Below are 25005 nucleotides of genomic sequence, written 5' to 3'. Positions count from 1 at the left end.
TCACGTCACCTTACCGCACCCGGAGCCCGCTCGCTCGCATATGCTCAACCTGCACTGCGTTAACTGACCTGCCAATAAGGGACAGGTTTATTTTGGCAGGTTTTATCTGGGGAAATATCGCGAGGCAGTCGCCCCCCCTAGCACCCATCTCACTTCGAGAGACACAAGAGGGGCGACTCGCCTGCATCTACTTCTTCCGATAGCGGCGGTTGCGGCTCGTCGATGAACCCATTACTTCGATGAGCCCTTTATCCGTCATTTTTGGCAGATGGTAGCTGACGGACGAATTTTGGCATTCCGTCTCTCTAAAACAAGGCGCTCATCTCTCTAAAGTTAGAGAGATGAGCGCCTTGTTTTAGAGAGACATTAAGAGAGATGTATCGAATTCGCTGCTAGATTGCCTAATGCTATCTCTCTAACCAACCTTCTCTTTAGAGAGACATTTAGCGAGATGAGCGCGACCTCTCTAATCATGGGCTCCACTCTTTAAGGTGCACACTTCCTAACCGTGCCCTAAGTTGCGGTGAAATAGTCCCCGATTAACCTGCCAAAAAGGGACAGGTTTATTTTGGCAGGTTTTATCTGGGGAAACGCAAATAGGGCCGTGACACCCATACGGCGTCGCGGCCCTTTTCCTTGGAGAAGGATCAATTGATTGAACGGGATGACCGTTCTAGTCTTCGAGTCCGCTATTGATGAGCTCCGCAATCTCAACGGGATCGGTGCTCGCGCGCACCTTGTCACGGAAGCCGGCGTCCATCAGCATCACGGCAGCCTTGGAGAGCAAGCGCAGGTGCGTGGTTCCTGCCTCGCCGGCAGGCACGTACAGCGCGAGCGCAACATCGACGGGCACACCATCGAAGCTCGGCCATTCAACGGGCTCGACCAGCTTAAGCACGGCAACGCCCGGCGTGTGGATAGCATCGCTTTTGGCATGTGGAACGGCAAAACCGGCGACAAGGCCAGTCTCGGCCTCGTTCTCGCGAGCCATGAAGGCAGTCTCTACGGCAGATGCGTCGTCAGCAAAGCCGAGCTCGACGGCCTGATCGGACAAATAATGCAGGGCATCCTCGCGCGAGGCGGCGGTATACCCTATCGTCACTTGGTTGGCAGATACAAATCCCATGGAAACCTTCCTTACAACACAGACCTGACCGCAGCTTCGATGCCGTCGGCGTCCAAACCGTACTTGTGCAGCAAATCGACCGCAGGGCCGGACTCGCCATACACATCGCGCACGCCGACGCGACGCATCGGCACCGGATACTGCTCCGCTAGCACCGAGGCAACGGCCTCGCCAAGACCGCCGATAATCGAATGCTCCTCGGCAGTGACCACGCGACCGGTCTTCTTGGCGCTGGCTACAACCAGGCGTTCGTCGAGCGGCTTGATCGTATGCATGTTGATGACCTCGGCATCGATGCCATCGGCAGCGAGCGCCTCGGCAGCCTCAAGCGCCTCGGCGACCATAAGGCCACAAGCGATGATGGTCACATCGGACCCCTCGCGCACGACCACGCCGCGACCAATCTTGAACTCATAGTCCTCGCAGTCGTTGATGACCGGTGTTGCCAGGCGGCCGAAGCGCATGTAAACCGGGCCCTCAAACTCATAGGCGGCGCGCACACAGGCACGAGCCTCGACGTCGTCGGCGGGAACGACCACCGTCATACCCGGAATCGTGCGCATGAGTGCGATATCCTCGCAGCACTGGTGCGTGGCGCCGTCCTCGCCCACCGAAATGCCGGCATGAGTAGCGCCAATCTTGACGTTGAGGTGCGGGTAGCCGATGGAATTGCGGACCTGCTCGTAGGCGCGACCGGCGGCAAACATCGCAAAGGTGCTCGCAAAAGCAACGCGGCCCGTGGTCGCGATGCCGGCGGCAAGACCCATCAGGTTGCTCTCGGCAATGCCGGCGTCGTAGAAGCGCTCAGGGTGCGCAGCCTTAAACTTACCGGTCTGCGTGGCGGCGGCCAGGTCGGCATCGAGAACCACAAAGTCATCGCGCTCATTGCCCAGCTCGACAAGTGCCTCGCCATAGCTAACGCGCGTGGCGACTATCTTGACGTCTGCCATTAGAGCTCCTCCCCTGCTGCTGCGAGCTCGGCCATGGCCTGCTCAAACTGTTCATCGTTGGGTGCCTTGCCGTGCCAGCCCACCTGGTTTTCCATAAAGGAGACGCCCTTGCCCTTCACCGTCTCGGCGATAATGGCCACGGGCGAGTCGCTCACTTTGCGGGCCTCGGCAAAGGCGGCGGCAATCTGCGCCATGTCGTTACCGTCGGCGAGCTCGATCACATGCCACTTAAAGGCGCGGAACTTGTCAGCGAGCGGCATGGCCGAGTTGACTTCATCGATCGTGCCGTCAATCTGCAAGCCGTTGTGGTCGACGACGGCAACAAGATTGTCGAGCGCATGGTTGCCGGCGAACATGGCCGCCTCCCACACCTGGCCTTCCTCGCACTCACCGTCGCCCAGCAACGTGTAGACACGGTAGCCGTCGCCCCAGTGCTTAGCGGCAAGCGCCATTCCAACTGCAGCAGAGATGCCCTGACCGAGCGATCCGGTGGACATATCGATGCCAGGGGCGTCGTTCATGTTGGGATGGCCCTGCAGTCGGCTGCCAATATGACGGAGCGTCTCGAGCTCTTCGACGGGAAAATAGCCGCGATTTGCCAACACCGAATACAGGCCCGGCGCCGCGTGACCCTTGGAGAGCACAAAGCGATCGCGATCGGCCTTGTGAGGGTCGGCAGGATCGATATTCATTTCCTCAAAGTACAGATACGTCATGATGTCGGCAGCACCGAGCGATCCACCCGGGTGTCCCGACTTGGCCGCGTGAACCGCAGTCACGACACCCTTCCTGACCTCATTGGCGACCTTCGCCAGCTCCTGGTTGGTCATACGAATTCCTCTCTTGAGAACAACCCCGGCACCGGATGACGCGATGCCGGGGCAATCCACTCGTTAAGCCTGAGCGACGACCTTCTGCCAGTCAGCCTCAAAAGAGGCGAGGCCCTGGTCGGTCAGCGGATGATGCAGGCACTTCTTGAGAGCGGCCATGGGCACGGTCGCAATATCGGCACCGAGTAGCGCGGCCTGGGTCACGTGGTTGGGCGTACGAACCGAGGCGGTGATGATCTCGACGGTGTCGTCGACGTTCTTGCCCGTCCAGTCGTAGTTCTTAATGCAGGTCACGACGTTGTCGAGCTGCGAGATACCGTCCTCGGCGATGTCATCGAAACGACCGACAAACGGGCTGATGTAGCGAGCACCGGCATTGGCGGCCATAAGGGCCTGCGTCGGCGAGAAGACGAGCGTCATGTTGACGCGCACGCCAGCATCGGCCAGTGCACGGCAGGCGGCAAGGCCGGCCTCGCACACGGGAAGCTTGACCACGATGTTGGGGGCGAGGGCGGCAAGGCGCTTGCCCTCCTCGATCATACCCTCGGCAGTGGTAGCGGTAGACTCGGCGGAAACGGGCAGGCCCTCGCAGAGCTCGGCAATCTTGAGCATATGCGGCTCAAAGTCGGCAAGCTTGCCGCCGGTCTTGGCGTACAGGGACGGGTTGGTGGTAACACCGGCCAGGCAGCCCCAGCTCTTGGCCTCGGCGATCTCGTCCAGATTGGCAGTATCGATAAAGAACTTCATGGTGCAAACTCCTTCGAAGGAATCCAAAACTCAAAAAATAGGACAAAGGGGATGTCCCTTTGTCCTATGTGCCGGGCCTGCGGCTGGGACATGCCCCAGGCCCGGCGTCGTGTAGGAAAAGCTACTTAGTCCTCGAGAGCCTTCTCGATGCGGCTCGTGACGCCCTTGAGGTTAAGACCGACGACGTACTGCTTGATCGGGCGCTTGATGTGCTCGATCACAAAGCGCTTGCCGTCGATGTCCTGGGCAGCGAGGTTGCGATAGAGCTTCTCGACCTGCTCCTTGACCTCGGGATCGTTGAACGCATAGTGGCCGGAGACATCCAGGATCTTCAGGCTGAGCTCATCGTCGGCAAGGATGTCATCGACCTGCAGGTTGACGTCGTCGCCAGTCATCCACTTGCGCCAGCGCTCGGTCTTGATAGCCTTGACCAGCAGCGTGTGATACAGGTCGGAGGGGTCATCGCACAGACCGTTGTCGACCAGGATCTGCTCGGTGGCGCAGAGCTTGAGGTAGGCGCGGGTCTCCTCGGTGCCATACTGCGGAGCGACGTTGGAGGCGGTCACGTGTGCCGGGATGTGCTCGAGCAGCGTCGCGTCGTCCAGATAGTCGGCGTTGTGCTCCTTCAGGCCCACGCCATAGCGCTTGGCCATATCGGCAAGCTCGCGGGCGTTCTTGAAGTTGTAGTGACCGACCTGCTCCGTCCAGCGGGTAAGGGTGCCGGTCTGGCCGACGATAAAGGTGGGCATGGGGCAGCCGCGCTTCTCGAGCTCGGGCTGCAGCTGAGAAATGAACTCCTCGTACTTATCGGTAGAGGTCAAGCCGCCATTGGTCTCCTCGGTACCGACCTCATAGGCGACCTCGGGCAGGTTATGCTCGCGACGGTACTGCTCAAGGTAGTCGATAAGATCGATCGTGCGGCGAAGCACCACGTCGAGCGGAATAACCTTGCCGATCTGATAGGGGTCCTTGGTGGGGTCGACCATCAGCAGGTCAAAGCCCGCCTCCATGTCGGCGACGAAGGACTTGCGGGCGAGCTCCATGGCCTCGTCCTCGGGCAGGTGGGCGTTACGCTCCTCGTCGCGCTGCCACGGACCGCCGTGATCGCGGCACAGGTAGTACGGACCGGTGTAACCCACCTCGTCGGCAACCTTCTTGATGTCGGCGGCAAAGCGCGTCTGGTCCCAACCGTTGACGTAGCCGGCGCCCATCTCGTCCATATCGACCTGGTTGCGGCTGGCGATAAACATGGGCGGGAAATCCTCGTCCTTGGCAAGCTCGAACACGGCCTGAATCAGGTTGGGGCTCATGGGGCCAATGCCGACCATGGTTGCGTGATCGCCGCTATCCTGCAGCTTGAGCATGCCCTGAACGGCCTGACGGATGGTGAGGTTGGACATTTTGTTCTCCTTCTCCAGAGGATTTTTGACAAAAGTTCCCTGGGACCCAGATGTGGGCCCTATCAGTACGGATGGATTTTGTTGTGTAGGGGCGGTTGTGCGGAGTCAAATCCATCCCTCCGCACAACCGGAGTCCTTAAAGGTTTACTTGGCCTGCTTATCGAGCGTGGGCTTCATGGCAATCAGGATTGCAGCGGCGACCACGGCGCCAATCACGATGTCCAGGCAGAACAGCGCGACGTTGTTGGTGGCAAGGGCGACGATAAAGCCACCGTGCGGGACGTAGCAGTCGATGCCCTGGAAGGCGGCAAGTGCCGCACCCACGGCAGAGCCGATGCAAATGCCGGGCAGGGTGTGACCGAGGTCCTTGACCGCGAAGGGGATAGCGCCCTCGGTAATACCGATGCAGCCCATGAACAGCGCGGAGATGCCCATCTGGCGGTCAGCGTCATCGAACTTGTTCTTGGCGATGAGCGCAGCGAGGCCACAGGCGATCGGGGGAACGGCGACGGCGACGCGGAACATACCGTTAGGACCGTAGATACCGGAGGCCATGATGGCCATGGTGAAGGTCGAGGCGGTCTTGTTGATGGGGCCACCCATATCGAAGGCGGTCATAACGCCAATGACCAGACCCAGGACAACTGCGGAACCGCCCTGCAGGCTGCCGAGCACGCCGGTGAGCCAGTCCATCACAAAGCCAAGCGGCGTGGCCAGGATGTAGATATAGGCCATGCCCAGGACAAGCGAGGTCAGAATCGGGATGATCAGGATGGGCATGATGGTCTGGATGGTGTTGTTGACCTTCCAGGTCTTCATCCAGCGGACAAAGTAGCCGCAGATGACCGCCATGATCATGGCGCCCAAGAAGCCGGTCGAAACGCTGTTGCCGTTAGGGGTAACGACTGCGTTATTGACCAGGTAGCCCAGGACAAAACCGGGGGCGAGCGCGGGCTTGCCGGCCATCGAGTAGGAGATGTATGCCGCAAGCACCGGGATCATCATGGAGATGCCGGCCATGCCGATGGTGTTAAGGCTCACCATCAGCGGGTTCGTAACCTCCATGCCGTTGGCGCCGGCGGTACCGGATGCCAGCGAGAAGGCAAGAAACACGCCGCCGATAACGACGATGGGGATAAAATAGGAAACGCCGGTATTGAATGCATTGAGCAGCGTCTTGCCAGGATCGGCAAAGATAGACTGCTTGGACGCCGGTGTCGGGGCCTGCGGGGCAGCGGAGACGGCCTTCTTCTCTGCCTTGGCCTCGGCCTTGGGCGCGTCAACGGCGCCACCCGTCGCCTTGATGATCTCAATGGCCTGGTCGATGATCTTTACCGGATCGGCGATTACATCAGAGGTGCCGACCTTCAGGAACTTGCCCTCGGCCATCTTCTGCTCAAAACGGTCCTCGTTCTCGACACCCACGTCGACGGACTCCAGGACCAGGTCGGCGGAGTCCACGTCTTCCTGCGTGAGCTCATTCTCGATACCCAGGCCACCCTGAGCCTCGACCTTGCACTCGATGCCACGGGCGGCGCATTCATCCTGAATCGCCTTCTGGGCCATATACGTGTGGGCGATACCCACAGTACAGGCGGCAACGCCTACGATCTTCATTGCTTCCCTCTTTTCATAGAGTTGCGTGCGCAAGACACCGTTTGCGGAGGCCTCCGGAGCATCCCCTGCCGTTTGGACTTGCTGTCTTTTCGACAAGAACAATATAGGTGCTCGTTTTTCTTAATGCCAGCTTATTTCGGTAAACGCGCAGGTCAGAGCGTTGGTTATGCGATTTAGTTATGCGTTTAACCAAAAATGAATCCTGCGATTTTGCCCTCGATTTCAAAAGTCAAGAAGTATTTGGTTTTCTCGGTAGACGGCAGATGCGCATGCCGGTCACAAATTTCGACCCCACCCGTATGCCGCATTTGTTGCATACTCATATGAAAGGAAAAAGCCGCTCACCGAAGCGTATCCTTCACCAAGACTCAAAGTCATCATGTTGGAAAATGCTCATCTGTCGGAAGGAGTCGCTGTGGCAAAACAGCGCGTTACGATCGCAGACGTCGCTCGAGAGGCGGGAACCTCGACGGCAAGCGTCTCGTATTACCTCAACGACAAACGAGAAAAGCTTAGCGAGAAGACGCAGAACAAAATCGCGCGCGTCATTAAGGAACTCGGATACGTTCCCAACGCCCAAGCGCAGACGCTCACCGGCAAGCAAACCCACGTCATTGCCATCATCATTTTGGATAACACCAACAAATGGGCGGGGCTCGTTCTCAATGGCATGGAGCAGGTCATGCTCCCCGCGGGCTACCAGACGGTCGTTTGCACGAGCAACTTTAACCCCGAGACCGAGCTCATGTACGTCGACAAGATGCTCTCGCTGGGCGTCGATGGCTTTATCATCCAGCCCACGGCAAACTTCAAAGCCGTGCATGACCGCATTAGACGCGCCGGCAAGCCGGTCGTCTTTTTCGATGCGGCCATCTATAGCCCAGGTACCAGCTGGATCAAAACCAACCTTTACGACGGCGTGTACAACGCCACACAGGCACTCCTCGACGCCGGCTACGAAGATTTCTTTTCCATTGCCGCCAACATGACCGAAATGCGCACCCGCATGGAGCGTTTTCAGGGGTATGCCGAGGCGCTGGCAGCGAACGGGCAGCTCTACAAAGCGATTCCCATCGATCACAACAAGCCGTCAATCAACGAGCTCACTGAATACTTTAAATTCAAGTTCAATCCCGCCAAGCGAACCCTTATCTTCGTGCAAAATCAGTGGGCACTTCCCCGTGTCTACAAGGCCCTCCAGCCAATGGCCCATCTGCTTCCGCAGCAAATCGGCCTTTTGGGACTCAACTGCGAAGACTGGACTAATCTCACCACACCGACCGTCTCCACCATCATCGAGCCCGTCGACCAAGAAGGTCGCGAAGCAGCCGAGATGCTGCTCGCCCTACTTGACGGAAGCAGCGAACCCGGCGAGCAGCGCATTCTCGAGTGCAAGCTCAACTGGCTCGACTCCACCTCGATCTAGACCGCGGGACAAATGAATCAGTAGCGTTTGTCTCAAATCTTAAGTATTTGTTCGACAGAACGGCCCTTGCCGGCTCCTGCTAGACTGGTAGATTCCCAACCGTCCATCCAGGAGCCTCAATGTCGCGCAAGTCCACCTACAAGCAAGTACTTTCCATCGGCACCGCCGTGGTGCTGGGGTTTGCGCTGTTTACGGGATCGCTCGACGGAGCTCCCAAGCTGCTGTCGCCGCAAAGCGATGAACAGGCGACGGCTCTGGCCGAAAAACAAAACGAGAGCCCCAGCCGCACCGACGACGAGGCGGACCTGGTCGCCCGGCTCGAATCGGGAACAGCGAGTTCCTCGGACTCTCAAAATAGCCAAGACTCTGGCGATGGCTCCGATTCCGCCGCAACCGACACCGGCGACGGCGCTTCCGCGGACAGCGCCGCCACCCCCATCGACGAAGTCGAAAACCCCGACCTCAACCGCGCCCGCGGTGTTTATCTCAGCAGCATTCCCGACTATGCCGGCAACCCCTACGTTGCCCTTCGCGCCGACAGCACGCACCCGCTCGGCACACCATCATTCACGCTCGATGAATACGAGCGCGCTACAGAAGAGGGCTGCTTTAAGAAGTTCTCCAAGCTCGACAGCCTGGGCCGCACCCGCAAAGCACTCGCCTGCGTGGGCCCCGAATCACTCGGTCAAGGCGAGCGCGGCGATATCTCGCGTATCCATCCTGCCGGTTGGCACCAGCAGCGCTACGACTTTATTCCGGGCCAGAGCCTCTACAACCGCTGCCACCTTATCGCCTGGTCGCTCTGCGGCGAAAACGCCAACCGCAAAAATCTCCTCACCGGCACGCGCTATCTCAACGAAACGAGCATGCTGCCGTTTGAGGAGCAGATTCTCGGCTACATCCGCGACACGGGCAACCATGTGCTCTACCGCGTCACGCCCATGTATAACGAAGAGGAACTTGTCTGCCGCGGTGTGCGCCTTGAGGCGCAATCGGTCGAGGACCACGGCAAGACCCTGTGCTTCCACGTGTACTGCTATAACCTACAGCCGCACGTTCAGATCGACTACGTCACCGGCCGCAACCAGGCCTCGGGGAACTAGCCCCAAGCCACGACAAGAACCGATTTGCAACCCCACCGGGGACCAAAAAGGGCCGCCCTGGATTGCCCAGAGCAGCCCTTGCATCGGCATGCATGTTGCAGGCAAAGTCCCACGCTACTTGGCGCGGCCCTCCTCATAGCGCTCGACCAGCTTGGCCTGAACGTCATAAGGCACCTGCTCATAGCCAGCGGGCTTCATGGTAAAGTCACCCGTGCCGCGCGTGATAGAGCGCAGGCGCGTCGAGTAATCCGTCAGCTCGGCCAGCGGCGCCTGGGCGATGACCACGGTGTCTCCGCGCTCATCGGTCTCCATGCCCGTCACGCGACCGCGCGATGCCGAGATGTCGCCCATCACGGCGCCGGCGTAGCTCTCGGGGATAGTCACCGTGATTTCCTCGATGGGCTCCAGCACCACCGGATCGGCATCGGCGCATGCCTTGCGCAGGCCGATGCGAGCCGCCGCGCGGAACGCCATCTCGTTGGAGTCGACGCTGTGATACGAGCCGTCGTACACAGCCACGCGAATGCCCGTGAGCGGATAGCCGGCAATAATACCGTCCTTCATGGTCTCCTGGACACCCTTGTCCACGGCGGGGATCAGCGAGCGCGGAATACGGCCACCTACGACCTCGTCCACAAACTCATAGCCATCGCTCGTGCCGTCGGGCCCAATGAGCGGCTCAACGCGCAGCCAGCAGTCGCCATACTGACCGGCGCCACCGGTCTGCTTCTTGTGGCGGCCCTGAGCGCTCGCCGTGCGGCGGATGGTCTCGCGATACGGGATGCGGATCGGCACGCTCTTGGCAACGACCTTGGTGCGGTCCTCCAGACGGTTGAGCAGCACCGAAACCTGCGCCTCACCAACGGCGGAGATAATGGTCTGGCCGGTCTCCTCGTCGCGGTCGATGCTCATGGTCGGATCGGCCTTGCAGGCCTTCTCGATAAACGTGTAGAGCTTCTCTTCGTCGCCGCGATTCTCGGCCTCGATGGCAATGCGGTACTGCGAGTTGGGGAACTTAAACGCCGCAGCCTCGACCTTGCCGGTAATCGAGAGCGTATCGCCCGTCTCGGCCGCCAGCTTGGGTGCCACGATAATGTCGCCGGCATAGGCGTGACCGACCTCGGTCATGTCGCGGCCGCACATCACATACAGGTGAGCCAGACGGTCGCCCTTGCGGGTACGCGCGTTGATCAGCTCAAGACCCGGCTCAAGCGTACCCGTCAGCACCTTGATAAAGCTGATGCGACCCTGCTGCGGATCGGCCAAGGTCTTAAACACAAACGCCACCGGACGGTCATCGTCACTCGAGATCTTAAGCGAATCGCCGTCGATAAGCGGCATCTCACCGTAGTCGGTCGGCGCCGGGAAGTACGTCGCGATGTCGTCCATCAGCGAGTTGACGCCCTGCTCCTTGATGCAATCGCCCGCAAAGACCGGCACAAAGATGCGCTCGGCAATCGCCTTCGACAGCAAGCCCTCAAGCTCCTCCTGCGTCAGCGTCTCCTCGCCTTCCAGGTACTTCATCATCAGCTCATCGTCGGCCTCGGCCACCAACTCGCACAGATGGTCATGGGCCTCCTCGGCCTGGGCACGATACTCCTCGGGAATCTCCGACTCAACGGCTTCGGTGCCGTTGCAATGGCGCGCCTTCATGCGCACCAGGTCGATAATGCCGTCAAAGTCCTCGCCCTCGCCCCAGGGAAGGGTCACGGCGCCCAATCGCGTGCCAAAGCGCTCCTGCAGCAGGTCCATCGTGGTCGCAAAGCTGGCCTCGGAGCGCGACAGGCGGTTTACGAACACCGCACGCGCCAAGCGCAGGTCCTCGGCGGCATACCAGAGCTTAACCGTCGTAGGCTGCGGGCCGGCCTCGGCGTCGACCACAAACAGAGCCGTCTCGCAGACGCTCATCGCGGCAAAGGCGTCGCCGATAAAATCGGGGTAACACGGGGCATCGAGCACATTGATGCGCGCGCCCTTCCAGTCGATCGGTGCAATGGTCGTCGAGATGGAAAATGCACGCTTGACCTCTTCGGGGTCATAGTCGAGCGTGGGCTTGGTGCCGTCGTGGCCGCCCAGGCGGGCGGTCTTGCCAGAAAGGTGGAGCATGGCCTCGGCGAGTGAAGTCTTGCCCACCCCGCCTTGGCCTACGAGCACCACGTTCCTTACATTGCCGGTCTTGGGAGCACCCATGATGACCTCCTTGCAGGGCCGCGCGCATTGCGCGACGCCAACGGGGAGAGTTCGCGGTCGGTGCCATCCCGGGAGCAGCATGGTCGGCAGCCGAGCCGACTCACCCTCCAAATGTCCTATGTCACCACCCTACCCTCACGGGCGACCGTCCATGCACACCTTTCGGCACACGTATGAATACAGGCGGCGAGAGGAAGAGACAAGCTTGTGAGGCGATTATTGAACCCCGCCGATGCAAACAAAAAGCCGCCACAGACCGTAAGACCTGCGGCGGCTTCGCCTCAATTAATAGTTGAGCAAATACCTGAGCCTATCCCTCGATACGGCTCAAAAACTCACGCGTGCGCTGCTCGCGCGGATGGTCGATAACCTGCTCGGCCGGACCCTCCTCGACAATGCGGCCTCCGTCCATAAAGACCACGCGATCGGCAACATCGCGCGCAAACTGCATCGCGTGGGTCACGATCACCATCGTCATATTCTGCGCGGCAAGGTCTTTAATGACACGCAGCACCTCGGCCGTTAGCTCGGGATCGAGCGCCGAGGTCGGCTCGTCAAAGAACAAGATTTCCGGGTCGAGCGCCAAGGCGCGGGCGATACTCACGCGCTGTTGCTGACCGCCCGAAAGCTCACACGGAACCTTGTTCTCGTTGCCCACAAGCCCCATCTGAGCAATCAATTCATGCGCACGAGCTTCCGCCTGCTCGCGCGGGCGCTTAAGAACGCGGATCGGCGCATCGGTGATGTTTTTCATCACGGTATAGTGCGGGAACAGATTGTAGTTCTGAAACACCAGGCCAAATCGCGAGCGCGCCTGCCTGGGCACATCGCCCTTCGCATAGACCGCGCCCGAACCCGCATCCGTCGCAACGGCAAGGTCGCCAAACGAGAGCGAGCCTCCGTCGAGCGTCTCGAGCAGCGTGGCACACCGCAGCAGCGTGGACTTGCCGCCACCCGAAGGCCCGATAATCGCCACGACCTCTCCACGCTTTACCTCGAGCGAGATATCCTTGAGCACCTCATTGCCGCCAAACGCCTTGCGAGCGTTCGATATATTCATTACCGAATTAATCATGGTAGTAATCCAATTTTTTCTCGGCGGCGCCCAGCAGCATCTCGACAACGAAATTAAAGACCCAGTAAATCAGCGCCGCAATCGCAAACGGCACCATGCTCACCTGCGAGGCGACCAGCGCCTTGGCCGTCGAGAACATCTCACCCACGCCGATGGCGAATGCCAGCGACGTATCCTTGACCAGCGTGATGATCTCGTTGCCCATCGCCGGCAGAATACGCTTGGCGACCTGCGGCATCACGATATACAGAAACGTCTGCACGCGCGAATAGCCCAGCACCTCGGCAGCCTCGTATTGACCGCGCGGAATGGACTGCAAGCCCGAGCGATAGATCTCGGCAAAGTAACCGGCGTAGTTGATGATGAACGCCACGACGCACGCCGTCCACTTGGAATCGGGCGTGAGCGAAATGCCAAACACGTAATACGGGGCAAAGTAGATGGCAAACATCTGCAGCATGAGCGGCGTGCCGCGCATGACCGAGATATAGATGCGCGCAATCCAGCGAAGCGGCGCGATTTTGCTCATGCGCATAAACGCCACGGGAATTCCCAGCGGAATCGACCCGAGCAGCGTCAACACAAACAGCTGCAAACTGACCAAGAACCCCTGGCCAAGCATCTGCATCATGACTTGGATAGACAACCTACCCTCTCTTTCACAGCAACAGAACAGCGGGCGTTAATTGAAATAGGCACAGTGCCCAAGATTGCGAGCGACAAGCCCGACGAAGCGTACTTTGGTACGCGAGGAGGGTTGGAGCCGCAAGGTTGGGTGCTGTGGCTATTTCAAAACCCAATTATCGAAAGATAGACCATAGCTTGAATATTTATCGCAGAGGTCCTTGACCGTGCCGTCCTCGTAGAGCGCCTTGAGCGACTCGGCTACAGCATCGGCCGACTTGGTGTCGCCCTTCTTAAAGCCAACGGCGTAGTGCTCGCTGGACAGCGGCTCATCAAGCTGCGTATAGGCATCGGGCTTGGCGGCAAGCTGATACTGGGCAATCGAAAGGTCGCACGCCACGGCATCGACCGCGCCGCTCTCGAGCTGCATAAAGGCCGTGTTGTACTCGCCGATCGTGTCGAGCGTGGCAAACGTCGCTACCAGATCCTTCTGGTCACCCTCAAGCACGTCCTGCGCAGCGGAATCAGTCTGGGTAATCACGGTCTTGCCGGCAAGATCGTCCCAGCCCTTGATGCCCGCATCCTTCTTGACCACCAGCACCTGCTCGTTGAGCATGTACGGCTCGGAGAACGTGTAGTCGTCCTCGCGGCCCTCCACGGTAAAGCCGTTCCAGATGCAGTTGATAGCGCCCGAGTTAAGCAGCGTATCCTTGGCGTCCCAGTCGATGGCCTCGTATTTGACCTCCCAGCCCTGCTTATCGGCAACAGCCTTGGCCAGATCGAGATCAAAGCCGGTGTACTCGCCATCGTCGCCCACAAAGCCGTACGGAGGATAGGACTTATCAAAGCCCACCACGAGCTTCTTGGACTCCGCAGCGCCCTTCACATCCTTGGCCGCGGCAGAGCCAGCAGCGGAGCCCTTGCCGGCACCACCGCCGCAACCGACAAGACCAAGGCCAAGCACCGTAGCGAGCGAGCCGGCTAGACCAACAAACTGACGACGAGACATATCGGTGTTCATGGTATCCCCCCTTGATGGCACTTTAGTTAAGTAAAGTGATTCGTGTAACGTTCAGAATCATACACTTTAGCGTGATAGAGCACAAGGCGAGTTTGCCCGCCGCGTGAGGGGTGTGGGGGTTAAGTTTCCTGCTCTACAGTCCTGCTCACGACGGAGGCCACATTAAGTGGCCTCCTGTTCGTGCGGAACTCGCGATAAACTTAACCCCCACACCCCTCACGCGGCGGGCAACCGTCGTTGGGCTTATCACTGACACGAATAAACCGCTTGCATATCGTCTGCTGGCTTGGCACGGTACAATACTTGCAGCTTTAATTCATGAATTAGTGGAGTTATTGATGGCAGAATCTCGTGCGGAGCGTAAGGCTCGTCGTGCTTTGATCGAGGCGGCTGAGGGGTCAGAGGAGAAAAAATCTTCTAAGAAATCCAAGTCGTCTCAGGACGCGAAGGGTAAGTCGGCCAAGGGCAAGGCCAAGCGTCCCGGCTCTCGTCGGAACGACGATAAGGCATCTCAGACTCGCTCCAAGCGCCCGTATAAGAATCCGGTTCCGTCTGCGCGCAAGGCCGTTGATCCCAAGTCTCCTTGTTCCATCATGAAAGCTTGCGGTGGGTGTACGGCGCTCAATCGTCCTTATAAGAAGCAGTTGGCAGCCAAGCAGGCCGCCATGGAGGAGCTTTTTGCTACCCTTTGCGAGCGCGAGGGCATTAGCGTCGACCCCATTCGCGGTATGGGCGTCACCCTGGGCGACCCGGGCAAATATCCTGCGCCGCGCGGTTTTCGCCATAAGGCCGCCACTCCCTTTGCTCCAGGTAAGGAGGGTGCTGTCCGTTGCGGTTTCTTTGAGCGCGGCACGCACAAGATCGTTGCCGTACCCGAGTGTCCTGTCGAGGCACCGGGTGCCCGTCAGATTCTCAACGGCATCGCACGCGAAGCTGAGCGGCTGCATATTCCCGCCTTTAATGAGGACAAGCATCTTGGTTTGCTTCGCTATGCCGTCGTCCGCTGCGGCTGGCGTACCGACCAGGTCATGGTCACGCTCGTGACCGCTCAGCGCGACTTGCCGCATGCGCAGGAGTTCTTTGAGGCTGTCGCCGCACTCAATCCGCACATCGTCACCGTCGCCCAAAACATCAACGGACGTCCCGGCAACGCCATCCTCGGCGAGGAAACCCGCATTGTATATGGCGCCGAGTGCATGCGCGACCAGCTGCTCGGCTGCGAGTTCGATATCTCCCCCACCGCGTTCTACCAGACCAACCCGCAGCAGACCGAGCTGCTCTATCAGCTCGCGATTGACGGCATGGACCTGCAGCAGGGCGATGTGCTCATGGATGCCTACTGTGGCAGCGGTACCATCGGTCTTTGCGCAGCTAAAGATGCCCAGAACAAGGGCGTCGGTATTATGCTGCTTGGCGTGGAGCGCAACCACGCCGGCATTGCCGACGCACGTCGTAATGCCGAGCTCAACGGCCTCACCCGCAGCGCTTGGTTTATGGCCGACGATGCCACCGACTACATCCTAGATGCCGCCGACAACAACGAGCGGGTCGATGTCCTTTCCATCGATCCGCCGCGCGCCGGCTCTACCCCCGAGTTCCTCGAAGCTGCCTGCGCGCTTAAGCCGCGCCGCATCACCTATATCAGCTGCAACCCCGTGACTCAAGAGCGCGACCTGCATCAGCTCCTCGACGGAGGCTATCGCCTGCTCAAGATCACGCCCGTCGACATGTTCCCTCACACCGACCACACCGAAACCGTAGCGGTCCTCGAACGCCGCTAACCAACCTCAGTAGATTTTTGGGACAAGAAAGGGGGGCGACCCGCCTGGGCCGCCCCCTTCGCTTGGTTTATAAACTCCGCTACATCCCATTGCGCAGATCGCACACGCCGGCTGCCGCCATCTCGCGCAGCAGCGTCTCGCGGTCGCGCGTCACGATCAAATCCAGCGGGAAGTGAATCTCGTCGAGCATCTTGCGCGCGTGATCGAGCTTGCCAATGGCCATGCCAATGTGGGCATCGGTCGACACGCCAATGCCCACGCCCAGCTCGGCGCAGCGCTCGGCAATCTTGCGGCATACGGCCCAATGCTCAGTGTCGACACCGTGTTCAAGACTATGGTTGTTGATCTCAATAATCTTGTGCTTGGCCTTAGCTGCCAACAGCACCTCGTCGATATCGAACGGCACGCCCGAACGCCCCGTGTGGCCCAGCATGAACACCTTGGGGTGCTCCAGGGCATTGATATACATCTCGGTCGTCTGGGCCAGCGTCGCGCCCTCAGCAATCTGCGGATTATGCACGCTTGCAACCAAATAATCCAAATTACGCGTAACCAAATCGAACAGTGAATGCTGACGGCTGTACGAATCGCCGGCGATATCGAGCGTGACAGGAGTGTCCTCGCCAAACAGGCTTCCGTCCAGCGAAACGATATCGGCCTCGGCACCACGCAGCACCAGCACGCCGCTCCAAATGCGCGGCCAGATATCCTGGTTGATAAAGAACTGGTAACTGCGCAGGTCATTGGGGCAAGCCGTAACCATAGAGCTCAAATGGTCGGCAGATCCGAGCACCTGCAGACCACGCTCTGCCGCCCAGTACACATTCTCCTCAATGGTCGAATATGCATGCGCAGAGAACATCGTATGGGTATGAATGTCACAAGAAAGCAGGTAGGGCATCAGGTCTCCTTATCTGGCACGGCCGTCGCTTATATTCATTGTACGCATAGCCTTCGATAGTCGTAAAACCACTCCATCCCAAAGACACAACGTCCATGACAACGGGGTCCGGCTTAACACCAAACCCCGTTTCACGTAAAACATTGTAGGCAGAGCGCTTTACTTTTAACGATACTCGTCCGCCAACTGTTTCCAAGCGGGTAGCGAATTGACAATCGTTTCGTAGCTCACGCAATAGCCCAGGCGGAACCAACCTGGCATACCAAAGCTGTCCGAGGGAACCGCAAGCAACTCATACTTCTTTGCGCGCTCGCAAAACGCATTCGCATCGGACTCCAACGCTTTCACCCATAGGTAGAACGCGCCATCCGGCTCAACATAGGTGTAGCCATACTCCGCTAGTGCGTCGGTAAGCGCGGTGCGGTTACGTGCATAGGCCTCAACGTCACTCGGCTCATCGATGCAGTCGATAATTACGCGCTGAAAGAGCGCCGGCGCGCACACGAAGCCCATCGTACGGGCAGCACCCGCAACAGCCGGCATCAGACGGGCAGCCTGCGGATTGGTGTTGGGAACCAAGATCCAACCCACGCGCTCACCAGGCAGCGACAGCGACTTGGAATACGAGTAGCACACGATGGTGTGCTCGTAGATCGAGGGCACCCAAGGCACCTCGGCACCGTACACGATCTCGCGGTACGGCTCATCCGAGATGAGCATAATCGGATTCTCGGAATCGCGCTGAGCGTTGGCCTCGCGCAGAACATTGGCCAGTCGCGTCAACGTGTCGCATGTATATACGGCACCGGTCGGATTGTTGGGAGAGTCGATGATGACGGCCGCCGTCTTATCGCTGATCGCCTTGAGCACGTTGTCCACGCTCAGCTGGAACGTATCTTCATCGGCGAGCGCCTCAACACACGTACAGCCGGCCTTCTCAATCCAAACGCGATACTCCGGAAAGTACGGGGCGATAACAATAACCTCGTCGCCCGGATTCGTAACGGCGTTGAGCGCGCAGGTGAGCGAAGCCGCGGCACCCACCGTCATAAAGACGTCTTTGCCCTCATAGCTCGTGCCAAAGCGGCGGTTGAGCGATTCGGCGACGGCTGCTCGACATTGCGGCAGGCCCGGAGCGGGGGTGTAGCCGTGCAACTGGTCACTCGGCAGCTCCAGGGCCTTCTTAATCGACTCAGCCACAGCAGCGGGCGCCGGAACGCTCGGATTGCCCAGCGAAAAATCGAATACGTTTTCCGCACCGATCTGCACCTTGCGCTCAAGGCCATAGCTAAAAATCTCACGGATGATGGAGCTTTCCGCACCGCGAGCATACATAGTTTCGTTGATCATCTGTTCCCCTTTCGCATAGGCGCTATTGTACGCTTTAGCCGAGCAAAGTGCCGCAGCAATGTTGATTGGGGACAGACTTAAATGCGTGAAAACGCTCATTTAAGTCTGTCCCCAATCAACAGACGGCCCCATATCGCTCAAAAGAAAAAGCCTCCGCAGGTTTCCCCGCGGAGGCTTTCGCCACAAAGACTATTTGTCGGCGTCGGTGTCGGCATCGACGACGGCATGGTCATCGTCAGCATCATCGGATGCGGCTTCGGCATCCTCCTGCATGGCCGCCTGCGCAAAGGCCGCGGCATCAGCCGCCAGCTCCTCCTCGCTCATACGAGGCGCACGCTTCTTGGTCGGCATGCCGGCCGCCTTGGCATTGCGCTCCTCCTTGGCCGCCAGGATATCGCCCTCGCGCTCAAGGTAGGCATCCCACTCGTTGTCGAGCAGGGCGTTCACGGCGTCGCCTTCGACGGTTTCGCGCTCAAGCAGCACCTTCGCCATCAGGTCAAGCTGATCGCGACGAGCATCCAAAATCTCGACCGCACGACGATGGGCCTCACGCATAATGCGCTGGACCTCAATGTCGATGCGACGCGCCGTCTCCTCGGAGTAATCCTGGTGATCGGCGTAATCGCGGCCCAGGAACACCTGATGCTGCGCCTCGCCAAACACCTGCGTTCCAAGCTCCTCGCTCATGCCCAGGCGCGTGACCATCTCGCGCGCCATCTTGGTCGCGCGCTCCAGATCGTTGCTCGCGCCCGACGTGATGTCGTCGCACATGAGTTCCTCGGCAACGCGACCTCCCAAGAACACGGCGAGCTCGTCGAGCATCTCGTTCTTGGTCTTGAGGAAGTGGTCCTCCTGCGGAAGCTGCAGCGTGTAGCCCAGGGCCTGACCGCGGCTGACGATCGAGATCTTGTGGACCGGATCGGAGTGCTCCAGGATATGGCCCACCAAAGCGTGACCGCTCTCGTGGTAGGCAATCGTGATGCGCTCGGCCTCGGTCATCACGCGACCCTTGCGCTGCGGACCGGCAATCACGCGCTCCATCGACTCCTCGACCTCGTCCATCGAGATTACGGAACGATGGCGGCGGGCAGCAAGCAGCGCAGACTCGTTGAGCAGATTTGCCAGATCGGCGCCGGTGAAGCCAACGGTCATCTGGGCGAGCTTCTCAAACTTCACATCCTCGTCCATCGGCTTGTTCTCGGCATGCACGCGCAAGATCTGCTCGCGGCCCTTCACATCCGGACGGTCGACCGTGACCTGACGGTCAAAACGACCGGGGCGCAGCAACGCCGGATCCAGGATGTCAGGACGGTTGGTTGCAGCGATCAGGATGACCGACTCGCTCTCCTCAAAACCGTCCATCTCGACCAGCAGCTGGTTGAGCGTCTGCTCGCGCTCGTCGTGACCGCCGCCCAAGCCGGCTCCGCGCTGACGTCCCACGACATCGATCTCATCGATGAAGATGATCGACGGGGCCTGGGACTTGGCCTCCTTAAAGAGGTCACGCACGCGGCTGGCACCGACACCTACGAACATCTCGACAAAGTCGGAACCCGAGATACTAAAGAACGGCACGCCCGCCTCGCCGGCAACGGCCTTGGCCAGCAGCGTTTTACCGGTGCCCGGAGGGCCAACCAGCAACACGCCACGCGGGATCTTGGCGCCCAGCTTGCGATAGCGATCCGGATCGCTCAAAAAGTCACGGATCTCCTCGAGCTCCTCGACTGCCTCGTCCACGCCGGCAACGTCTTCAAACTTGACCTTGGGGCGTGTGGCCTCGTTGGTCTTGGCGTTGGTCTTGCCAAACTGCATGTTCCTGTTGTTGGCGCCCATCATCTGGCGCATAAAGTAGAACATGATGGCGATAAGGGCGATCGTCGGAAGCACACTCATCGCCAGGTCGCCCCAAAAATCGGGATCGTTGGTGTTGACGATGTACTTGGTATCGGGGTGCTCCGCCATAAGCTCGGCAAGCGAATCGGAGCCGACATAGGTCGAGGAGAAGCTCTTGAGCTCGCTCGTATCGCCCTTGTCCTTCTTCGTCTTCCAGTAATGACCCGTCACGCTTCCGTCTTGAACCGTATAGGTCAGATCTTCGACGCGATCCTGCTTGATGGCACTCACCATCTCGCTCGTCGCGAGCTTAACGGTATTGCTGGAATTGGCAAAGCCGGAGCCCATGTTAAAGAAGGCGTAGCCCAGGAGCGCGCAAGCCAAAATAAAATACAGCCAGCCCGTACGCGTGGGCTTCTTGCCTCCGGGCACCCCCGGGATCTTAGGCTCCCGGGGAGTCTGGGAATTGTTATCGTTACGGTCGTCGGGCATCTTACGAATAAACCTCCGGTTTCAAAATGCCCAGATACGGAAGGTTACGATAGCGCTCGGCATAGTCGAGGCCGTAGCCCACCACAAAGGCATCGGGGCAATGGGTTCCAACATACTTGGGCGTGATGGCCGAGGTACGGTCCTCAACGTCCTTCCACAGGAAGGCGGCGACCTCCAGAGAAGCGGGCTTGCGGCTCTCGAGGTTCTTCATCAGATACTTGAGCGTCAGGCCCGAGTCCAGAATGTCCTCAACGATCAGCACGTCGCGACCGCGGATGTCGATATCCAGATCCTTAATGATACGCACGATACCCGAGGACTTCACACCGTCGCCATAGCTCGAAACAGCCATGAAATCGATGTTGGTCGGCAGCTCGATCTTGCGCATCAGGTCGCCCATAAAGACCACGGCACCGCGCAGGACCGCAATCAGCACCAGATCCTTACCCGCGTAGTCGCGCGTAATCTCCTCGCCCAGGCGAGAGACGATACCGTCGATATCCTCCTGCGTGAACAGAACCTTCTCGATATCCGGATGTTGAGAAGCCATGACAACCCTTTCTTGTGCTTATCGCCCACACACCGCCGTATGGACGCGAACTTCACATTCTAGCAGCGCACGGGGTAAATTTACCAGCCCGTGCGCCATCAGCGCGGGAATACCGTCAACGTCGCACAGAATAGCAGACGTGGGACGCTATTCCGCATCGACCACGCGGAGCAGATATGCCACGCGCGTTGCGGCCGTGCACTTAAAACGCTCGTCCGCGCGAACTCCGGCGACCCACACCACGGCACCTCCCGGCGCCGTCCTCACCATGGGCACGCCGGCGCGCTCGGAAACGGGAATGCGAGCCTCGCCTAGCAAGTCGGATACTTTCTTGCTTCGGCCACTCATCCCTAACGGGCACATCACGTCTCCCGGTGCGGGACCGTCCACCCACAGGCGCGCCAATCGCGCCTCGACAGGGATCTCGCCACGCGAGCCCGCCAGGATCCGCTCACTATCGCTGTCGGCAAAACCCAAGGCAGCCGCGTCTACCAAAGCTGTCACTTCCCCGGCAGCCGCAAGCTCACGGGCGCGGCGCACGATATCGCATCCCAGCTCAACGGCCATCGGCTCTGTGACCAGCATACGTCCCCCGCCCAACGGCAAACGACCGGGTACGGTAACCCAGTCCGCGACCAGGCCCTCGCGAGCCACCGGGGCCTTAAACGCCAGCATGCCAAACTCAACGCGCGCGTCAATTCCCGCCGGAAGCGTGACCGAGCCGGCACCCTCGGCAACGCAGGAAAGGACTCGCTCAACATGCCGCATCTCGGGACGAGCGTCCGGATCGATGCGTTTGATCGCCAGTCGCACGATGCGCCGCGCGATTACCACCTCGGCCGCAGCAAGGCGCCTGGCATCGAGCACCAGTGCGCCCGCTGCCTCTTTGCGCAAACAGCTTCGAAACGCCTGTGCCGACAGCTGGGATAGAAACGCATCTTCATCACCCAAGATCTCACAGGCGGCGCCAATCGTCTTGCAGACGCTCGCGTTGCGCTGCGCCACCACCGGCATCACTCGATGGCGCACGTAGTTTCGCAGATACGAGATATCCTCATTGCTCTCGTCTTCACGCCACGGCTGACCATGTACCTGTAGATAGCCCACGAGCTCGCCGTGAGTTAGGTCGAGCAAGGGACGCACCACGATATTCCTCCGGCGAGGAATGCTCGATAGGCCAGCGGGCCCCGAACCCTTAATCGCGTTCATCAAAAACGTTTCCGCGCGATCCGAAGACGTGTGCGCGGTGCAGATACGAGCCGCCGTTCGCGGTGCCCCCGTCTGGGCGCAGAGCTCGCGAACATACCTCCGCGCCGCGGCATAGCGCACCTCGCGGGCCGCGGCCTCAATATTGCCCGACTCCCCATCAAAATAAGCGTGCTCCACACACAGCGGTAAACCATATTGCGCGCAGAGCTCACGCACAAAGGCCTCGTCGCCATCGGACGCCTTGCCGCGCAGATGATGGTTTACATGCAGCACATGCAGGCGCTCGCGAGCAATGGGGGCGACACCGCGTCCGTCTTGGATATCCAGCTTTGATGTGCACGCCATAAGAAGCAGTGCCGTCGAGTCCGCGCCGCCTGATACCATGAGCACGACAGGAGCAGCCTGCTGCCTCGTCCGGGTCTCATCGACTGCCCCAGGCACGGCATGGTGTCCATAATGCTGAGATACCGTAGGCATTTGCTTCCTCCTCTATTCGTCCGCACCCATTGTATCCTTTGGAATCTTATGTCTCGTCTGCACCTTCATATCCTCGGCAGTGGCTCTAAAGGCAACTGCGCACTCATCGAGGGCCCGCAGGGGCTCATTATGGTCGATGACGGACTGTCTCGCCGCGAGACATTAAAGCGCATGGCAGAACTGAGGCTCTCGGCAGACAACGTCTCGGCTCTTCTCATTACTCATGAGCATAGCGATCACATCAAGGGCCTCGATGTCTGGTGCAAGCACTGGCACGGCCCCCTCTTTGCCAGCAGGGGCACTCTTTCGAGCAAAGAAAATCTTTCGTATCTGCCTGTCGAGGAATTCGATCCCGGTGACACCCTATCCATTGCCGGCATCCACGTGCAAACCTACTCAACGTCACACGATGTCATCAATCCAGTCGGCTATCGATTCGACACCCTCGATGATTCCATCGGCTTTGCCACCGACACCGGAGAGCTATCGAGCCAAGCCATGAACACCCTCAAAGATTGTCGAGTCCTCGCGCTCGAAAGCAACCACGATGTGACCATGCTGCGCGAGGGAGAATATCCCCGCTTTCTTCAGGAGCGCATCCTGTCTGCAAGGGGACACCTCTCCAATGGCCAAGCCGCCGAAGCCGCGCGCGAACTTGTTACCGATCGCACCGAACAGCTCATTGCCATGCATATCAGCCAAGATAACAATCGTCTGAGCCTTACCGTCAAAAGCTATGCCAAAACTCTGGCCGCAACTCTGGATGACGAGGTCGGCAGCTCCGCAACCCTTCTCCAAGGATCGCGAAAACTCTCGATACGCCCTGCGAGTCAGTATCAACCGGCAACCATTCAATAGACTGTCCTAGACAGCAAAAGGGGCCGAGAATCGCTTCCCAGCCCCTTTTGCTGTCTTTTAATAGCGCAGAACACCAACGAAGTTAGTCGATGGAGATCTTCGTAACGTTCTTCTTCTCGACGATCTTGGGAACCGTAACGGTCAGGATGCCGTCAGCGTACTTAGCCGAGAGGCCCTCGCTCGAAGCGTCCTTTAGATACACGCCACGCGTCGCGCTGTACGAGTTGAACTCCTTCTGCAGGAAGTTCTTGCCCTCGTTCTCCTCGTCTTCCTCGACATTCACGCTAATGGACAGACGGCCCTCGTTAAGCTCGACATCGATATCGTCCTTGGCGACGCCGGTCAGATAAGCCTTGACCTCATAGCCGTCGCCCTTATCCTCAACGTCAACGGGGAACGCCTTGGAAGCAATCGAGTTGTTTGCAAGGTCGGTCATATCATCAAACAGATCGAACAACGAGCTAGCAGAAGGACGAACGCCAAAAACCGAACGATAAGGAACCATGCTTGCCATGTTTACCACTCCTTTTAAGGACTGCCGAGTCATCTTCTAGGTGACTGGGACTTCTTTTGACGCTCTTATATATGCCCACCCAGTGCTCATATATACATCGAGTATAAAGTTTTTTGAGTCCAGTACTATAAGCATATCTAAGTGCGTATGACTAAGGTTTTAGGAAGGTTAAGGTTCTTTGAACCAGAGCTTAAATACCGAGTATGTCCCCAGCTGCAAATAACAAGGGGCTTACAATGAGCGCGTACACGTTGTTGGTAACGAGCTAAAGGGCATCATGGACGACCAAAGCCAGAACAAAATGTTTATGCCGACGCAGGGGGAAGATACTTCCACGCAGCCGCCACGGTTCCATCGCCCCCACATCTCGCAAGAGCCCATTAATGATCCGGAGCCCGAGTATGTGACGAGAAATCGATATCAAACACTCGAGGATGCCCAAACGGGGCGTAAACATATGGGCGTCGCCTCGGGAGACCCTGTATATCTGAAAGACGCACCATTATCTAAAAACAGCGCAGCTAGTGATGAGCCGATGAAAGCATCCGCCACTCATCAACAAAGAGGTCCTCGACCAAAGCAAACCTTAACGCATTCGGCTCGCTATCTCGAAACGCCAAAACAGGGAAAATCAATCTTCGTTTCATCAAGTAAACGACGCAAGCAGCATCGACTGACAATCCTGCTTTTGATCATTGTGGCCATAGCAGTTGCCCTTGTTATTCGATTTATCTTCTTTAAATAAAGGCTCAATACCAAAAACGATAAGATCGTCTGGTGTAATAGAGTCATTTACGCCCCATAAACGCAAAAAGGGGGAGGCCGCGAGGCCTCCCCCTTCTTCATTCCATGTGACGGCTCGGTGCCGTCCACCGGTCAGCGGCGCCCTGGCCTCCCACGGGCTGACCCCGCAGTACTCTCGGCGCGATGG

The 25005-nt window shown here is 58.8% G+C and carries 21 protein-coding genes; 5 read left to right on the top strand and 16 right to left on the bottom strand.

The window, feature by feature from the left end; genetic code table 11:
- Nucleotides 1-673: 673 nt before the first annotated feature.
- The 6 genes from AB5750_RS07245 to AB5750_RS07220 form a co-directional block, all read right to left on the bottom strand.
- Nucleotides 674-1126: a PTS sugar transporter subunit IIA gene (locus AB5750_RS07245; protein ID WP_117746490.1), complete on the bottom strand. Its 453-nt coding sequence runs from the start codon at nucleotides 1124-1126 to the stop codon at nucleotides 674-676.
- Between the two features lie 11 nt (nucleotides 1127-1137).
- A complete protein-coding gene (locus tag AB5750_RS07240; RefSeq protein ID WP_368145964.1) occupies nucleotides 1138-2076 on the bottom strand; it encodes a transketolase family protein in 939 nt (312 codons plus the stop codon).
- A complete protein-coding gene (locus AB5750_RS07235; protein ID WP_117746489.1) occupies nucleotides 2076-2906 on the bottom strand; it encodes a transketolase in 831 nt (276 codons plus the stop codon). Before AB5750_RS07235 ends, AB5750_RS07240 begins: the two co-directional genes overlap by 1 nt.
- Before the next feature lie 63 nt (nucleotides 2907-2969).
- Entirely contained in the window at nucleotides 2970-3653 is a 684-nt protein-coding gene (gene fsa, locus AB5750_RS07230) for a fructose-6-phosphate aldolase (protein WP_006235616.1), read from the bottom strand.
- Between the two features lie 125 nt (nucleotides 3654-3778).
- Entirely contained in the window at nucleotides 3779-5053 is a 1275-nt protein-coding gene (locus AB5750_RS07225) for a class II D-tagatose-bisphosphate aldolase non-catalytic subunit (RefSeq protein WP_006235615.1), read from the bottom strand.
- Nucleotides 5054-5197: 144 nt separating this feature from the next.
- Entirely contained in the window at nucleotides 5198-6670 is a 1473-nt protein-coding gene (locus tag AB5750_RS07220; protein ID WP_006235614.1) for a PTS fructose transporter subunit IIC, read from the bottom strand.
- A gap of 415 nt (nucleotides 6671-7085) precedes the next feature.
- Between AB5750_RS07220 and AB5750_RS07215 the strand changes: the two genes are divergently transcribed.
- Both AB5750_RS07215 and AB5750_RS07210 read left to right on the top strand, forming a co-directional pair.
- Nucleotides 7086-8096 carry a LacI family DNA-binding transcriptional regulator gene (locus tag AB5750_RS07215; RefSeq protein ID WP_040359542.1) on the top strand — a complete coding sequence of 337 codons (1011 nt, stop codon included), beginning with the start codon at nucleotides 7086-7088 and terminating at the stop codon, nucleotides 8094-8096.
- Nucleotides 8097-8215: 119 nt separating this feature from the next.
- Nucleotides 8216-9199 (top strand): DNA/RNA non-specific endonuclease, encoded by a 984-nt coding sequence (locus AB5750_RS07210; protein WP_368145965.1) that lies wholly within the window; start codon nucleotides 8216-8218, stop codon nucleotides 9197-9199.
- A 114-nt stretch (nucleotides 9200-9313) separates the two neighbouring features.
- Here AB5750_RS07210 and AB5750_RS07205 read toward each other — a convergent pair whose 3' ends face one another.
- From AB5750_RS07205 to AB5750_RS07190, 4 genes are all read right to left on the bottom strand, one after another.
- Nucleotides 9314-11389: an elongation factor G gene (locus AB5750_RS07205; protein ID WP_128620655.1), complete on the bottom strand. Its 2076-nt coding sequence runs from the start codon at nucleotides 11387-11389 to the stop codon at nucleotides 9314-9316.
- 310 nt (nucleotides 11390-11699) lie between these two features.
- A complete protein-coding gene (locus AB5750_RS07200; RefSeq protein ID WP_349070973.1) occupies nucleotides 11700-12464 on the bottom strand; it encodes an amino acid ABC transporter ATP-binding protein in 765 nt (254 codons plus the stop codon).
- Nucleotides 12457-13110 (bottom strand): amino acid ABC transporter permease, encoded by a 654-nt coding sequence (locus tag AB5750_RS07195; RefSeq protein ID WP_006235606.1) that lies wholly within the window; start codon nucleotides 13108-13110, stop codon nucleotides 12457-12459. The genes AB5750_RS07200 and AB5750_RS07195 overlap by 8 nt, the downstream gene beginning before the upstream one ends.
- A 138-nt stretch (nucleotides 13111-13248) precedes the next feature.
- Nucleotides 13249-14109: a transporter substrate-binding domain-containing protein gene (locus AB5750_RS07190; protein WP_368145966.1), complete on the bottom strand. Its 861-nt coding sequence runs from the start codon at nucleotides 14107-14109 to the stop codon at nucleotides 13249-13251.
- A gap of 338 nt (nucleotides 14110-14447) precedes the next feature.
- On the opposite strand from AB5750_RS07190, the gene rlmD reads away from it, so the two are divergent.
- Nucleotides 14448-15890 (top strand): 23S rRNA (uracil(1939)-C(5))-methyltransferase RlmD, encoded by a 1443-nt coding sequence (rlmD, locus tag AB5750_RS07185; protein ID WP_368145967.1) that lies wholly within the window; start codon nucleotides 14448-14450, stop codon nucleotides 15888-15890.
- 79 nt (nucleotides 15891-15969) lie between these two features.
- On the opposite strand, the gene AB5750_RS07180 is transcribed toward rlmD, so the two are convergent.
- The 5 genes from AB5750_RS07180 to tilS form a co-directional block, all read right to left on the bottom strand.
- A complete protein-coding gene (locus AB5750_RS07180) occupies nucleotides 15970-16791 on the bottom strand; it encodes a phosphatase (RefSeq protein WP_349117146.1) in 822 nt (273 codons plus the stop codon).
- 165 nt (nucleotides 16792-16956) lie between these two features.
- Nucleotides 16957-18141 (bottom strand): pyridoxal phosphate-dependent aminotransferase, encoded by a 1185-nt coding sequence (locus AB5750_RS07175; RefSeq protein ID WP_368145968.1) that lies wholly within the window; start codon nucleotides 18139-18141, stop codon nucleotides 16957-16959.
- 189 nt (nucleotides 18142-18330) lie between these two features.
- Nucleotides 18331-20466 (bottom strand): ATP-dependent zinc metalloprotease FtsH, encoded by a 2136-nt coding sequence (gene ftsH, locus AB5750_RS07170; RefSeq protein WP_368145969.1) that lies wholly within the window; start codon nucleotides 20464-20466, stop codon nucleotides 18331-18333.
- 1 nt (nucleotide 20467) lies between these two features.
- Entirely contained in the window at nucleotides 20468-21016 is a 549-nt protein-coding gene (gene hpt, locus AB5750_RS07165) for a hypoxanthine phosphoribosyltransferase (RefSeq protein ID WP_006235600.1), read from the bottom strand.
- 147 nt (nucleotides 21017-21163) lie between these two features.
- A complete protein-coding gene (gene tilS, locus AB5750_RS07160) occupies nucleotides 21164-22702 on the bottom strand; it encodes a tRNA lysidine(34) synthetase TilS (protein WP_368145970.1) in 1539 nt (512 codons plus the stop codon).
- A gap of 48 nt (nucleotides 22703-22750) precedes the next feature.
- Between tilS and AB5750_RS07155 the strand changes: the two genes are divergently transcribed.
- Entirely contained in the window at nucleotides 22751-23560 is an 810-nt protein-coding gene (locus AB5750_RS07155; RefSeq protein WP_368145971.1) for an MBL fold metallo-hydrolase, read from the top strand.
- Between the two features lie 82 nt (nucleotides 23561-23642).
- Here AB5750_RS07155 and AB5750_RS07150 read toward each other — a convergent pair whose 3' ends face one another.
- A complete protein-coding gene (locus AB5750_RS07150; protein WP_055286214.1) occupies nucleotides 23643-24074 on the bottom strand; it encodes an Hsp20/alpha crystallin family protein in 432 nt (143 codons plus the stop codon).
- A 277-nt stretch (nucleotides 24075-24351) separates the two neighbouring features.
- Between AB5750_RS07150 and AB5750_RS07145 the strand changes: the two genes are divergently transcribed.
- A complete protein-coding gene (locus AB5750_RS07145; RefSeq protein WP_368145972.1) occupies nucleotides 24352-24819 on the top strand; it encodes a hypothetical protein in 468 nt (155 codons plus the stop codon).
- The last annotated feature ends 186 nt before the right edge of the window (nucleotides 24820-25005 follow it).

The organism is Collinsella aerofaciens (genome assembly GCF_040926185.1).
Classification (GTDB): domain Bacteria; phylum Actinomycetota; class Coriobacteriia; order Coriobacteriales; family Coriobacteriaceae; genus Collinsella; species Collinsella aerofaciens_BC.
The sequence above is the reverse complement of the archived record's forward strand: the minus strand, read 5'-3'. Positions and strand labels throughout refer to the sequence as shown.

Excerpts from the sequence above, each read along its gene's own strand:
- AB5750_RS07245 (WP_117746490.1), bottom strand. The coding sequence starts at position 1,126 with ATGGGATTTGTATCTGCCAACCAAGTGACGATAGGGTATACCGCCGCC.
- AB5750_RS07240 (WP_368145964.1), bottom strand. The coding sequence starts at position 2,076 with ATGGCAGACGTCAAGATAGTCGCCACGCGCGTTAGCTATGGCGAGGCA.
- AB5750_RS07235 (WP_117746489.1), bottom strand. The coding sequence starts at position 2,906 with ATGACCAACCAGGAGCTGGCGAAGGTCGCCAATGAGGTCAGGAAGGGT.
- fsa (WP_006235616.1), bottom strand. The coding sequence starts at position 3,653 with ATGAAGTTCTTTATCGATACTGCCAATCTGGACGAGATCGCCGAGGCC.
- AB5750_RS07225 (WP_006235615.1), bottom strand. The coding sequence starts at position 5,053 with ATGTCCAACCTCACCATCCGTCAGGCCGTTCAGGGCATGCTCAAGCTG.
- AB5750_RS07220 (WP_006235614.1), bottom strand. The coding sequence starts at position 6,670 with ATGAAGATCGTAGGCGTTGCCGCCTGTACTGTGGGTATCGCCCACACG.
- AB5750_RS07210 (WP_368145965.1), top strand. The coding sequence starts at position 8,216 with ATGTCGCGCAAGTCCACCTACAAGCAAGTACTTTCCATCGGCACCGCC.
- AB5750_RS07205 (WP_128620655.1), bottom strand. The coding sequence starts at position 11,389 with ATGGGTGCTCCCAAGACCGGCAATGTAAGGAACGTGGTGCTCGTAGGC.
- AB5750_RS07200 (WP_349070973.1), bottom strand. The coding sequence starts at position 12,464 with ATGATTAATTCGGTAATGAATATATCGAACGCTCGCAAGGCGTTTGGC.
- AB5750_RS07190 (WP_368145966.1), bottom strand. The coding sequence starts at position 14,109 with ATGAACACCGATATGTCTCGTCGTCAGTTTGTTGGTCTAGCCGGCTCG.
- rlmD (WP_368145967.1), top strand. The coding sequence starts at position 14,448 with ATGGCAGAATCTCGTGCGGAGCGTAAGGCTCGTCGTGCTTTGATCGAG.
- AB5750_RS07180 (WP_349117146.1), bottom strand. The coding sequence starts at position 16,791 with ATGCCCTACCTGCTTTCTTGTGACATTCATACCCATACGATGTTCTCT.
- AB5750_RS07175 (WP_368145968.1), bottom strand. The coding sequence starts at position 18,141 with ATGATCAACGAAACTATGTATGCTCGCGGTGCGGAAAGCTCCATCATC.
- ftsH (WP_368145969.1), bottom strand. The coding sequence starts at position 20,466 with ATGCCCGACGACCGTAACGATAACAATTCCCAGACTCCCCGGGAGCCT.
- hpt (WP_006235600.1), bottom strand. The coding sequence starts at position 21,016 with ATGGCTTCTCAACATCCGGATATCGAGAAGGTTCTGTTCACGCAGGAG.
- tilS (WP_368145970.1), bottom strand. The coding sequence starts at position 22,702 with ATGCCTACGGTATCTCAGCATTATGGACACCATGCCGTGCCTGGGGCA.
- AB5750_RS07155 (WP_368145971.1), top strand. The coding sequence starts at position 22,751 with ATGTCTCGTCTGCACCTTCATATCCTCGGCAGTGGCTCTAAAGGCAAC.
- AB5750_RS07150 (WP_055286214.1), bottom strand. The coding sequence starts at position 24,074 with ATGGCAAGCATGGTTCCTTATCGTTCGGTTTTTGGCGTTCGTCCTTCT.
- AB5750_RS07145 (WP_368145972.1), top strand. The coding sequence starts at position 24,352 with ATGGACGACCAAAGCCAGAACAAAATGTTTATGCCGACGCAGGGGGAA.